Origin of the sequence: Cupriavidus sp. CuC1 (assembly GCF_044627735.1) — a bacterium.
Lineage (GTDB): Bacteria > Pseudomonadota > Gammaproteobacteria > Burkholderiales > Burkholderiaceae > Cupriavidus > Cupriavidus ulmosensis.
The window spans coordinates 1-11,741 of record NZ_JBIUHC010000232.1 but is presented as its reverse complement, the minus strand read 5'-3'; the positions used below and the strand labels follow the sequence as shown (position 1 = coordinate 11,741).

The 11,741-nt window shown below is 62.9% G+C and carries 11 protein-coding genes; 7 read left to right on the top strand and 4 right to left on the bottom strand.

Translation table 11 applies throughout. From position 1 onward, the window contains the following. The first annotated feature begins 770 nt into the window (after positions 1–770). The 3 genes from ACGLHR_RS47885 to phaP all read left to right on the top strand — a co-directional run bounded on the left by ACGLHR_RS47885 (position 771) and on the right by phaP (position 2,929). Positions 771–1,520, top strand: a complete 750-nt coding sequence (locus ACGLHR_RS47885; protein WP_400102760.1) for an SDR family oxidoreductase — start codon at positions 771–773, stop codon at positions 1,518–1,520. A gap of 68 nt (positions 1,521–1,588) precedes the next feature. Beyond that, entirely contained in the window at positions 1,589–1,912 is a 324-nt protein-coding gene (locus tag ACGLHR_RS47880; protein WP_400102759.1) for a putative quinol monooxygenase, read from the top strand. A 456-nt stretch (positions 1,913–2,368) separates the two neighbouring features. Further along, positions 2,369–2,929: a TIGR01841 family phasin gene (gene phaP / locus ACGLHR_RS47875; protein WP_400102758.1), complete on the top strand. Its 561-nt coding sequence runs from the start codon at positions 2,369–2,371 to the stop codon at positions 2,927–2,929. Between the two features lie 79 nt (positions 2,930–3,008). Here phaP and ACGLHR_RS47870 read toward each other — a convergent pair whose 3' ends face one another. Further along, on the bottom strand, positions 3,009–3,155 hold the full coding sequence (locus ACGLHR_RS47870) for a DUF3096 domain-containing protein (RefSeq protein WP_174426797.1): 147 nt from the start codon (positions 3,153–3,155) through the stop codon (positions 3,009–3,011). Positions 3,156–3,298: 143 nt separating this feature from the next. Next, the gene (locus ACGLHR_RS47865; RefSeq protein ID WP_400102757.1) at positions 3,299–3,724 is read right to left on the bottom strand and encodes a phasin family protein; all 426 of its coding nucleotides are present in this window, start codon (positions 3,722–3,724) and stop codon (positions 3,299–3,301) included. A 306-nt stretch (positions 3,725–4,030) separates the two neighbouring features. On the opposite strand from ACGLHR_RS47865, the gene ACGLHR_RS47860 reads away from it, so the two are divergent. The 3 genes from ACGLHR_RS47860 to ACGLHR_RS47850 are packed head-to-tail and all read left to right on the top strand — an operon-like array spanning position 4,031 to position 7,040. Further along, positions 4,031–5,212, top strand: coding sequence for a CaiB/BaiF CoA transferase family protein (locus ACGLHR_RS47860; protein ID WP_400102756.1), 1,182 nt, complete (start codon positions 4,031–4,033; stop codon positions 5,210–5,212). A gap of 46 nt (positions 5,213–5,258) precedes the next feature. Continuing rightward, entirely contained in the window at positions 5,259–6,230 is a 972-nt protein-coding gene (locus tag ACGLHR_RS47855; protein WP_400102755.1) for a Bug family tripartite tricarboxylate transporter substrate binding protein, read from the top strand. A gap of 9 nt (positions 6,231–6,239) precedes the next feature. After that, entirely contained in the window at positions 6,240–7,040 is an 801-nt protein-coding gene (locus ACGLHR_RS47850; protein ID WP_400102754.1) for an enoyl-CoA hydratase, read from the top strand. A gap of 64 nt (positions 7,041–7,104) precedes the next feature. On the opposite strand, the gene ACGLHR_RS47845 is transcribed toward ACGLHR_RS47850, so the two are convergent. Beyond that, complete coding sequence (locus tag ACGLHR_RS47845) at positions 7,105–8,904, bottom strand: hybrid sensor histidine kinase/response regulator (protein WP_400102753.1); 1,800 nt, start codon at positions 8,902–8,904, stop codon at positions 7,105–7,107. A gap of 445 nt (positions 8,905–9,349) precedes the next feature. Here ACGLHR_RS47845 and ACGLHR_RS47840 point away from each other — a divergent pair, with 445 nt between their 5' ends. Beyond that, positions 9,350–10,441, top strand: coding sequence for a porin (locus tag ACGLHR_RS47840; protein WP_400102752.1), 1,092 nt, complete (start codon positions 9,350–9,352; stop codon positions 10,439–10,441). 816 nt (positions 10,442–11,257) lie between these two features. On the opposite strand, the gene ACGLHR_RS47835 is transcribed toward ACGLHR_RS47840, so the two are convergent. Continuing rightward, entirely contained in the window at positions 11,258–11,461 is a 204-nt protein-coding gene (locus tag ACGLHR_RS47835; RefSeq protein ID WP_400102751.1) for a hypothetical protein, read from the bottom strand. Positions 11,462–11,741: the final 280 nt, after the last annotated feature.

Sequence of the window (11,741 nt, the reverse complement as noted above, 5' to 3'; positions counted from 1 at the left end):
GGATATGGCACCCCTCATCCGGGCGCCAGAGGGACTTCAACCCTCCTGAACAACGCGCTGCTCAGCGCACACTACGACCCGATCCGTCACCCTGGCACCTATGCCCGCATTTCCCACTCGCGGTTATAGCGGACATCTCCTCGACGGGATTTCTCCGCCGGGTGCCGAGGGCTTCTCCAGTTTCCACGTTATCCTTCACACCATGTCGCCGCTGATACCCCGCCGGTGAGAGTTGCCGTATCGGACTCGTTTCGGACAACTCTTGCTGCTTTCGCGCGTTATCGACCGTCTCAGCCACCGGGTTTTCGTGTGACGAGGCTACATCTGCGTTCACTGCACGTTGCAACCTGGTGCGTTGCATACACTCCTTTCTGAGCATACTGTCGGAGGGCTCCGTCATCTTGCTTTCGCGCCATGACGCCTCCCTAGCTACGAGGACTGAGTCTTTTGCCTCGGTCGGACTTTCACCGACTGGATAACGTGTCCTTATCTGGACACACCGATACGCCATCGTGCTTGAAAAAACTGAAGGCACCGCTTCAAGTAGCTCCTAGCTAAGCCACCCCTCTCCCCGGCCCTCTCCCCCTGAGGGGAGAGGGAGCGACAGCCGTCGTCATGGCGCGCGGCTTTGGCCCATCCGGCGGCTTCGGCTTGTGCATCCAAGATGTCCAATCTTATCGAACGAGATCGCCAACTCTTTCGCATGGCTTATTGCACCGCGCTGTCCATAATCCATTCACACCACCACACAACGTTCTCAGGAGAACACCATGAATCGCTTTGAAGGCAAAACCGTACTGGTCACTGGCGGCAACAGTGGCATGGGCCTGGCCACCGCGCAGGCATTCGCCGCCGAGGGCGCGCGCGTCATCGTGACGGGCCGGGATTCCGCGACGCTGGAAGCCGCCAAGCCCACGCTGGGCGCCAACGCGCTAGCCATCCAGAACGACGCCGGCACCGTTGCAGCAGCCCGCGCGCTGGCAAAACGTCTCACCGACGAAGGCATCAAGCTCGACGCCGTGTTCATCAACGCGGGCATCGCCAGGTTCGCGCCGCTGTCGGATGTCGAGGAATCGATGTGGGACCAGACCTTCGATACCAATGTGAAAGGCCCCTTCTTCCAGATCCAGGCACTGACGCCGCTGTTCAACCCAGGCGCGTCGATCGTGCTCAACGGCTCCATCAACGCGCACATCGGCATGCCGTCGTCCGCCGTCTATGCGGCCAGCAAGGCCGGCCTCATCTCGCTGGCCAAGACGCTCTCCGCCGAACTGCTGCCGCGCGGCGTACGCGTCAATGTGCTTAGCCCGGGCCCGGTGAGCACGCCGCTCTTCGGCAAGCTCGGCCTGGACGCCGACACCCTCGCCGACACCGCCGCCCAGATCAAGAGCCAGATCCCGCTTGGCCGCTTTGGCGACCCGAAGGAAATCGCAGCAACGGTGCTGCATCTCTCGGCCACCGAATCCGCGTTTATCGTCGGCACGGAAATCATCGTCGATGGCGGCATGAGCCAGCTGTGAGGCTGGGGCTGGCTTAGCCGACTTGGCCGACTTGGCCGACTTAGCATCAGCAAGGAGCACTGAATACCATGAGCGAAAACATCGCCTTTATCGTCCACCTGCCGGGCAAGCCGGAACATCGCGACGAACTCGAATCCAGCTTGCTGGAAGTGCTGGAGCAAATGGCCAAGGAGCCGGATTTCGTCAACACCTACCTGCATCGCTCGGTCGAGGACCCCGATACGCTGGTGCTGTACGAAACCTGGGCTTGCAGCCCCGCGTATTTCCAGACGCATCACTTGAGCCGGCCCTACCGGCAGGCATATGAGCGGGCGTTGCCGAGGCTGCTCAAGCGCGAGCGCACGCTGGAATTCCTCACGCCGCTGCGCGCGTTCGAAAAGCCGGCAGCATAAGCCCAGGCAATCGCAGATTGCCGCACGGCGGGAGCGGGAAGACGGTCATCGGCAAGCGGAGGACTCCGTCTGTCTGCCCCCGCACGCGTCACCGCCACGCTCCCGCAGCCGGGCGATGCGTTCGCGGGCCCAATTTGCGCCCTGGCTGAGCCGGTAGCCCACCAGCCCCCAATGCGTATGAACGATGGGAAGAGGACGGTGCTGCCGAAAGCACCCCCACGCAGTTGGGTATGCCTATGTCGACCATGCTGCACAGCAACAGCCGAGATATCCGGTTTGTCCGGGTATCTCCCTAGGGGCTATCCAAATAGAGGGATCTAGAATCTTCCCTTGGATGGTGCACTGCGCAAATCAGTGATGCCGCCCTTTCCGAATCTCATATTTCGACCTGGTTACCGCGACAGCACATCCCGTGCGTGTCGGCCTAGCTGCCAGGCGATTCACAGGAGAATACGCATGTTCGTTTTTTCGTCCGACCAGTTCGCCGAAGCCCAGAAAGCGCATTTCGCCAACTGGTTCGCATTGACGAATACGGCTTTCGACGGTTTCCAGAAACTGGCCGAGCTGAACCTGCAAGCCGCGAAGTCGAGCCTGGCCGAAAGCCAGGAAACCATCCAGGCGGCCTTGTCCGGCGGCGACCTGAAAGATGTCTTCAGCGCACAGGGTAAGCTCGCGCAGCCGGCAGCCGACAAGGCGCTGGCGTATGCCCGGCATGTGTACGAGATTGCCTCGGCCACGCAGGCCGAGCTCACCAAGACGGTGGAAGCGCAATACGAACAGCACACCCGCAGCGTGCAGACCTTCGTCGATACGTTCGTGAAGAATGCGCCGGCCGGCTCGGAAGCGCTCACTACCTTGCTGCAGCAGACAGTTGCGGCCGCCAACCACACCTACGAGTCGGTGCAGAAGGCGTCGAAGCAAGCCGCTGAAACGGTCAAGTCCAACATCGAAGCATCGACCGCGGCCGCGACTGGCGCAGTCCAGCAAAACGCTCGCCGCGCAGTCAAGGCATCTTGAAGTAAAGCGCGCCTGCGCAGCGCGGTCTTCCCGTGCTGTGCGGGAGATCCGCGCAATGCCCGCGGCTACGCCGGGCGCCTCAGTGCAGGTGCCCGCCGAACAGCCCTAGCAGGCCGATGATGATCAGGTAGATCGCCACGATGTAGTTGAGCAGCCGTGGCATGATCAGGATCAGGATGCCCGCGATCAACGAGATCAGCGGGCTGGCGTTCGTGATGGCGATCATGATGGATCCCTTTCACAGCAATGCATTCAGTGCACTGCGATGGACGCTATGGCAGGAAGCCGCGGCTCGCCAGGCCAGGATCGGGAGCGATCCTGGCCTGGCGAGGCTGTCCGCAACAGCGGATCGCTTGCGCGGACTTGCGCTTACTTGCCCTTTCCCTTCATCAGGTTTTTCGCCTCTTCGATATTCTGCTCCGCGCGCTTGGTGATCACGGCCAGCGCCTCGGCCTGCGATTTCTGCGCCATCTCCGCCAGTTCACGCATGTTGTTGAAGGCCTGCTGCAGGCCCCGCTGAACGAACTCGCCCTGCTTGGCCATGGCCTCGGCCGGGTTGCCGCCGGTGGTCATCTTTTGCGCCGCCTCCTGGATCTCCTGCATGGTCTTGCTCAGGATCTCCGTCTGCTTCTGCACCAGTGCCTGCATGCCTTCGTAGGCCACCTTGTTGGCCTCCGTGATGGCTTCGATATCCTTGCGCCGCGCTTCGATCACCGAAGTCATATCGACCCCGGGGAGCTTGTACTGCTCAAGCAACTTGCTGAAATCGGTGAACGGATTGGACGGTGTCGACATGATGCATCTCCTCGCTGGGGGTAGGTGAAGCAGGAAATTGGCCGCGCCGGAATCCGGATGCTTCTGCTCGATCTACTTCTCGATCGCGGGCGCGGTAGCTCAAGTGTAGCGCGTGCCGCACGCCGCTAGGAGAGGAATGCGGCACCGTTTGCAGCCGAGCCTCCCGGAATTCACTTCAGGCCGCCCCCGGCATTCCCCGCGCCATTCGAATTCGGCGAACGCTTCCTTGAAAACTATGAACTGGCCCGCCCCGGGGGCCGCCGATACACTCGCCCGCACTATCACTACCTGTCTTGCGGAGAACCCATGCTTCATCAGGCCCTGGCCGGCATCAAGGTGCTGGATTTGTCCCGGATACTGGCCGGCCCGTGGTGCACGCAGAACCTGGCCGACCTGGGCGCCGAAGTCACCAAGATAGAACGCCCCGGTCACGGCGACGATACGCGCGGCTGGGGCCCGCCCTACTTGCAAGCGCCTGAAGACAGCGCGAGCGGCGATAGCCAGGCCGGTCTCTCCGCCTACTTCATCTGCTGCAACCGCGGCAAGCAATCCGTGGCCATCGACTACGCCACCCCCGAAGGCGCCGCGCAGATCCGGCAGCTTGCGCTGGAAGCGGATGTGCTGGTGGAGAACTACAAGGTTGGCACGCTGCGCCGCTACGGCCTGGACTACGAAACGCTCAAGGCGCTCAACCCGCGGCTGGTCTACCTGTCGATCACCGGCTTTGGCCAGAGCGGCCCGATGGCCGACAAGCCCGGCTACGACTATGTGTTCCAGGGCATGGGCGGACTGATGAGCTACACCGGGCACCCCGACGGCGAGCCGGGCGCCGGCCCGCTGCGCACGGGCGTGGCGGTCGTGGACCTGACCACCGGCATGTATGCCACCTCGGCCGTGCTGGCGGCCTTGCTACGCCGCCACGCCACGGGCGAGGGCGAGTATCTGGATATCGCCCTGCTCGACGTGGCCGTGGCGCTCAATGCCAACCAGGCATCCAACTACCTCGTGTCCGGCAGGGCGCCGCAACGCAGCGGCAATGCGCATCCCAACTGCGCGCCGTACGAAGTCTTCCGCTGCGCGGATGGCTACCTGATCCTTGCCATCGGCAATGACACGCAGTTCGCACGCTTTTGCGAAGTGGCGGGCCTCGGCGCGCTGGCAACAGACGCGCGCTACGCCAGCAACTCCGGGCGCATCGCCAACCTGCCGGCGCTGCGCAAGCTGCTCACTGATGTGTTCCCCACCCGTGACCGGCAGAGCTGGACCCAAGCCTTCGATGCGGCCGGCGTGCCATGGGGCCCGATCCACTCGATGGCAGAAGTGTTCGCGCATCCGCAGGTTGCGCACCGCCAACTGGTGCAGCAAGCCGAGCACCCGGTGCTTGGCCGCGTGCCGATGATCCGCAACCCCATGCTGGCCAGTAGCGGCGCGCGAGCGCTGGCGCCCCCGCCGCTGCTCGATGAGCACGGCCGGCACAACGCCAGTTAGTGACAGCGCGCACCAACACATAAACAAATCCATCCGGAGACATCGCTTGAACAAACGCATCATCGCTACCACCCTGCTCGCTGGCCTGAGCCTTGCCAGCGGCGCGCACGCCTCGGCCTACCCCGACAAGCCCATCAAGCTGATCGTGCCCTACGCGGCCGGCGGCACCACCGACATCATCGCGCGCATCGTCGGCACCCGCCTCGGCGCCGTGCTCAAGCAACCCGTTGTGGTGGAAAACCGCCCCGGCGCGGGCGGCGCCGTGGGCAGTGCCTATGCGGCCAAGCAGCCCGCCGACGGCTATACGCTGGTCATGGAAGTGGAAAGCTCGCACGCGGTCAACCCCAACGTGTACGCCAAAACAGCCTACGATCCCGTCATGGATTTCGAACCCATCAGCAACCTCGCCGACGTGCCCAACGTGCTGGTGGTCAACCCCGCCTTCCCGGCCAGCGACCTGCCCGACTTTATCAAGCTGCTGAAGGCCAACCCGGGCAAGTACTCGTTCGGCTCTTCGGGCAATGGCGGCCTGAGCCATATGAACGGCGAGCTGTTCATGAACGAGACCGGCACCAGGATGCTCCACGTGCCCTACAAGGGCCTGGGCCCCGCGCTCAACGATGCGGTGGCGGGACAGATCCAGGTGGTGTTCGACAACATCCCCTCCTCCTCCAGCCTGATCCAGGGCAACCGCCTGCGCCCGCTGGCGGTGGCGGCCAGGCAGCGGCTGAAGGTGCTGCCCAATGTGCCAACCTATGCCGAGGCCGGCCTGCCGGCCATGAACAATCCCTCCTGGTTCGGCCTGGGCGCGCCGGCCGGCACGCCGGCGGCTATCCTGGACAGGCTTAACGACGCAGTGCGGCAGGTCCTGGCCGATCCGGAGGTCGTCGCCGCCATCGAGAAGCAAGGCGCCATTCCCGCACCGATGACCCGCAAGGCATTCGCCGACCTGATCCGCGGCCAGAACGCGCACTGGAAGAAGGTCGTCGAAGATATCCATTTCACCAAATTGCAGTAAGGCAGAGCCATGAGCCACGCAGATAGCAAGCCGCACGACAAGCAATACGACAAGCAATACGCCGGGGTCGGGATCAACGCGCTCGGCATCGCCACCCTCACCATCCGCGAGGCAGGCTCGCTCAATATCCTGAGCACGCCGGTCATCGCCGCACTGACCCAGGCCGTGACCGAACTCGCTGCCCGCGACGAGATCCGCGTGCTGATCGTGCAAGGCGCCGGGGAAAAAGGCTTTATCGGCGGCGCCGACATCAAGGAGATGGCCGCCCTCACCCGCGACAGCGCGCAGCGCTTCATCAGCGGCCTGCGCGGCCTGTGCGACGCGCTGCGCCACTTCCCCGTGCCGGTGATCGCGCGCATGCCCGGCTGGTGCCTGGGCGGCGGGCTGGAGCTCGCGCTGGCCTGCGACATCCGCATCGCCGCCGACAACACCCACGTCGGCATGCCCGAGGTCAAGGTCGGCATTCCGTCCGTGATCCACGCCGCGCTGATGCCCCGCCTGATCGGCAACGCCCGCGCCGCGTGGATGCTGCTGACCGGCGAGATCTCCGACGCGCGCGAAGCGCTGGCCTGTGGCCTGGTGAGCAAGGTCGTGCCGCTGGGCGAACTGGACGCCGAGATCGAGCGCCTCGCCACGCTGCTGGCCGGCTTCGGCCCCACCGTGGTGCGCCAGCAAAAGCGGCTGTTGCGCGAGTGGGAAGAAGCCCCGCTGGATGTGTCCATCAACAACAGCGTGGCAGAGTTTGGCAGTGCCTTCGAGACCGGTGAGCCGCAGCGGTATATGAACGAGTTTTTGCAGCGCAAGCGGTAAGCGGGAAAGGAACCAAGGGAGCCAGGACAGGCTGTTCGCCGACAGGTGCAGGCTGTCCCGCCTCCTACCTATCCATGTCGGTCAGCACGCTCACCAGTCTCCCATATAACTGGCTCGGCGCCACGGGCTTGTGCAGCAGGGGTATCCCACTGGCCCTCGCATCGCGCAACCGCTCTGGTGCAGTGTCGCCGGTAATGAGGAGCGCTGGCAGATTCACGCCAAACTCCGTACGCAGCGCGTCAATCGCTTGAGCGCCCGTGCGCTGATTGCGCAGCCGGAAATCGCTGATGACGATATCCGGGGGATTGACGCGTGCTGAGGCTAGTGCATCCTCGATCGATTCAACCGCCTCGCACCTGCAACCCCAGTCTTGGATCAATTGCAGCATGCCCGCGCGCACAACCTCATCATCGTCGATGACCAACACTCGCACGTCGAGCTTTTGCAAAGGGGCATGATCATTTTCACGCTCATCCCTGATGACTGGAACGCGCGCATTCGGCAAGATCAACCTGAACACGCTGCCGCGCCCTGGCCTGGACGACAGAGACAATTCATGCCCTAGCGTGCGCGCCAGGCCATCCGCGATAGCCAGGCCCAGACCCAGCCCCTTGTTGCGGTCCCGTTCGGAATTACCGAGTTGATGGAATTCGCGGAATATCTCCTCGTGCTGAAGCGGGTCGATACCGATTCCCGTATCCCAGACCTCCAGCCGTGTTTGATTGCCGCGAGTGCGACACGCCACCAGCACACCGCCTCGCTCGGAATAGCGAATGGCATTGGACACCAGGTTTCTCAAGATCAATTCCACCAATGCCGGATCAGACTGCAGGGCCACATGGGTATCGCGCGTGCGGTAAACCAGGCCTTTCGCATTGGCTTGCGGCGCAAGTTCATTCTCAATCTTGTGAAGCAGTGGCTGCAGGTGAAACGGCCGTACTTGTGCATCGACGACACCCGCTTCGATCCGTGAAAAATCGAGCAGCGTGCTGAGCATGCCAGCGGACGCCTCGGAAGCGGAGCGGGCATTCCCGAGCACACCGCGCTGGATCTCGGTGAGTTCGCCGCGTGCGAGCACTTCCAGAAACAACCCCAGCGCGTGAACCGGTTGGCGTAAATCATGGCTGGCCGCCGCGAGGAATCTTGATTTAGCCAGATTGGCCGTAACCGCCTCCCTATGCGCGTGCTGCACCTTAATGGATTCCTCGCGTAACCGCGCCAGCAATTCCATATTCTCGAAGCGCACGTCGATTGCGGCACGCACCGCAATAGCGCTGTTCCGCGCCTGCAGGATGAGCGAGACAAGATACAAGACAAGTGTCAGTGCCAGCGCGGTATAAGCCGGATCCCCCATCTGCCAGAACTTGGACGCGGTAGCGATAAACTCGAAGACGATAAATACGACAAACACCGGCAGCACTGGTGAAAGCATCGACATCGAACTGCCTGCCACACCCGCCAGGACCGAGTTCACCAAGATGCTCCCCACGACGGAGGTCGTATCGAGCGTAACCCATGCCAAAGCGCCCCAAGCCGCGCCACCCACCAGGTTCAGCACCATCAGCACCAAGACGAGGCGAGGGGCCTGCTCGATGGCAAGGCCGGCTGCAAGGACGCGGCGCGCGTGATAGGCGGAGTAAAGCTTGGACAGGATCACTACCGCACACCACCCCCTCAGGCCGAAGGCGTTGCTATCGTTGGATAAGGCCCAGACCAACACCAGGGCCAAAAGCACCGCGGGAACGACAGAACTGCCGACATTGCCCAGTAGCAGCCGCAGTTGCTCCACCAGTATTCGCCCTTCGCTAAGGCGCAGAAACTTACGCACAATCTCAGCCAACCAGACCACTATGGCGCGCTCCAAGGTCTTGCTCGTTAACTCCTGGCACAACGGATTGCGTACCTCGCACTGGCGCGGTGCCAGTGGAGACATGGCGCAGATTAGCCCGTTTCTGGGCAGGTAACCGAAGCTACTATTAAAGATACCAGTCCGGACAGGCTATTGGCTAGGATTAAATACAACTCTAGCATCAGGTCCCTTTGAGATCGAAACCTTCTTCTTTTATCCATTTACACAGCGCCGTTTCCACTCGAGCCTCAGCAGGCTCCGGAGCCAGTACGGCCGGACGCCACCTTTGCCGGCACGGGCGTGCCGACCGGCAGCCGGCAGCCTGCTGAACCAACTGTTCGCCGACAGGAACAGTCTGTCCCGGGAACTCCCTTTCTTGCATTGTCCTTATGAGGCTACATTGACGCCGCTGCGATGCCCGAGCCCTTGGGGCGTCGCAAATCATAAGGAAATCAAAGCAATGAAATCTCGTGCATGGCTGGCGCTGTTACCGCTCATCCCCGGCGCCGCAATGGCGCAAGGCAGTATCACGCTCTATGGCGTGGTCGACGCCGGCATCGAATACCTGAGCCACGTGCCCAACGCCGCCGGCGGCAGCGACTCCACGGTGCGCATGTCCACCGGCAACCTCTCCACCTCGCGCTTTGGCCTGCGTGGCACGGAAGACCTGGGCAACGGCATCAAGGGCGTATTCGTACTGGAGAACGGCTTCGACCTCGACACTGGCAAGGTCAACCAGGGCGGCCGCCTGTTCGGCCGCCAGGCCTTCGTCGGCCTGCAGAACGCGTTTGGCACGCTGACCCTCGGCCGCCATCAGACGCTGCTGTTCGATTTCTCGTCGGCATTCGACCCGATGGTCATTTCAACCCGCTACTCCCTGCTGATGCACGACAAATGGATGTCCAGCCGCGCCGACAACTCCATCAAGTTCACCGGCACCACCGGCGGCATCTACTACGGCCTGCTCTACAGCACCGGCTACGACAGCACCGCCGGCGGCGAAATCGCCGGCGCGTCCAAGGCAGGACGGGAATGGAGCGCCAGCCTGGGCTACTCCAACGGCCCCCTGTCCGCGCGCGTGGCCTACGACGAAGTCCGCGGCAGCACGGTCACGCTGCAGGACAACCGCGAGCGCCGCGCCGCCGTGGCAGCGGCGTATGCCTTCTCGTCGGTCAAGGTGCTGGCGGGCTACCGCTACTACCGTGGCGACTTCACCACCAATTCCCTGCGCACCAACCTCTACTGGGCCGGCGTGCAGTACCAGGCCACGCCAGCGGTGTCGCTGACCGGCGCTGCGTACTACACCGACGTGCGCAATTCATCGGCCGATCCGCTGAGCTTTGTGTTGTCGGGCACGTACGCGCTGTCCAAGCGCACCGATCTCTATACGATCCTCGCCTACGCGAAGAACCGGGATGGATCGGCGATGGGCTTGTCTGGGTTCGGGCCATCGCTGAATGCTAATGCGACGACGCTGGTGAATACCACGGAACAGGTCGGCGCCGGGCAGAGCCAGGTTGGCGCGATTGTGGGCGTGCGGCATCGGTTCTGAATGGCGGCGCTTGGGCGAGCGGATCTCGGGGCGGCCCGAAAATCATACTGCGCAGTCGCGTCATCTTGACCCTGCTTAGTCAGCGCGGCGTTCTTTTCGAATATCGCGTGTGCTGCACGACCGCGTCGCATGGCGGGTATCGGTGCGAGCGGATCAGGAGGCTTGCCGGCCAGGCGCCTCCACCACTCCGACAATGCCACCAATGCTATCTAATAATCACTCCCTGCTCACTACATGCTGCCGCGTGAGCGCCCGCGCCGCAGGCCGCATCCGACGCTGCTGCCAGTGAAATGAGGACGGAAAGCCTTTTGTGACTAATGTAGATGCAAGCGCGCCTGCACCCGAGAGTTCGCTGAGCCTGTGGCTTAGAGACAAAGGTGCTTGACCAGCGAGCGAGGTTATGACGAGAACATGTCTGGCATGGCTGACAGAGTCATTCCATCACATGGCACAACCGGCACGCGCAACGGCGATGCAAAGGCTGTCGCACTGCGGCTCGGCGCTGGCCCCGCATCTTGATGAGATATTGATGCGGGATGCGAGGATTGCTGCGCCATGTTGACGCCGCGCTCCTTAGCATTCAATCATCAACAGCCGAACTGCCCCCGCGCGGGTCTCAACCCTATGCAACCGACAAGTCTGCTCGTTGCCTTTGCCTCCGTCCCGCGGCGGCATGGTGGCCACGATAGCGGGTGCTCCGCAGCAGCACGCGGGGACGCTCCCGACACCACGAGTCGCTGGATCCGTCTGCGCGTGGCTGTAACGTCAAGCCAAGTGCTAGCACTGCGCCAGTGGCTGCATCAAGTCATCGGGCATTCAGCTCGCGTTTATATCGTCGAGGTCCACGCTCGCCGCGGCCAGGCCACCGTGCACATAGGACTCGAGGACGGCGCGCATGACGCCGCCATGCACGCCTTGGCGACGGCCGTCCCGACGGCTGGGTTCGACCATGCCGCGAACCTGATGGATGAGCCTGCGCCACACCGGCAAAGACATGGTCCCCAGGGAAAACGACGACATGCCAGCCGATGCCGCCCCCGCGCAATGCAAAACAAGGTACTTATCTGACGGTTGAGACTGCCATGGACAGCAATATCCACTTGACATCCTCCCCTCCCTCGGCCTGCGGCTGCCGCCTTTCGGCGGAAAGGGAGGGGATTCCTACGGCGCTACGCAGATGTTTTGCGTAGCCGCTTCGGTGGGTTCCTGCTTCATAGAGCGGTCTGACTGCGCCGGCTCTCCACAGGCTGCAACGCGGTGTCCCCGCGCCAAAACGGTAATCGCGCCGACCAGGTCGGCA

What these genes read in the sequence shown, in the direction of transcription:
- ACGLHR_RS47885 (WP_400102760.1), top strand. Translation starts at nt 771, where the DNA reads ATGAATCGCTTTGAAGGCAAAACCGTACTGGTCACTGGCGGCAACAGT.
- ACGLHR_RS47870 (WP_174426797.1), bottom strand. Translation starts at nt 3,155, where the DNA reads ATGATCGCCATCACGAACGCCAGCCCGCTGATCTCGTTGATCGCGGGC.
- ACGLHR_RS47860 (WP_400102756.1), top strand. Translation starts at nt 4,031, where the DNA reads ATGCTTCATCAGGCCCTGGCCGGCATCAAGGTGCTGGATTTGTCCCGG.
- ACGLHR_RS47835 (WP_400102751.1), bottom strand. Translation starts at nt 11,461, where the DNA reads ATGTCGTCGTTTTCCCTGGGGACCATGTCTTTGCCGGTGTGGCGCAGG.
- ACGLHR_RS47880 (WP_400102759.1), top strand. Translation starts at nt 1,589, where the DNA reads ATGAGCGAAAACATCGCCTTTATCGTCCACCTGCCGGGCAAGCCGGAA.
- ACGLHR_RS47865 (WP_400102757.1), bottom strand. Translation starts at nt 3,724, where the DNA reads ATGTCGACACCGTCCAATCCGTTCACCGATTTCAGCAAGTTGCTTGAG.
- phaP (WP_400102758.1), top strand. Translation starts at nt 2,369, where the DNA reads ATGTTCGTTTTTTCGTCCGACCAGTTCGCCGAAGCCCAGAAAGCGCAT.
- ACGLHR_RS47840 (WP_400102752.1), top strand. Translation starts at nt 9,350, where the DNA reads ATGAAATCTCGTGCATGGCTGGCGCTGTTACCGCTCATCCCCGGCGCC.
- ACGLHR_RS47850 (WP_400102754.1), top strand. Translation starts at nt 6,240, where the DNA reads ATGAGCCACGCAGATAGCAAGCCGCACGACAAGCAATACGACAAGCAA.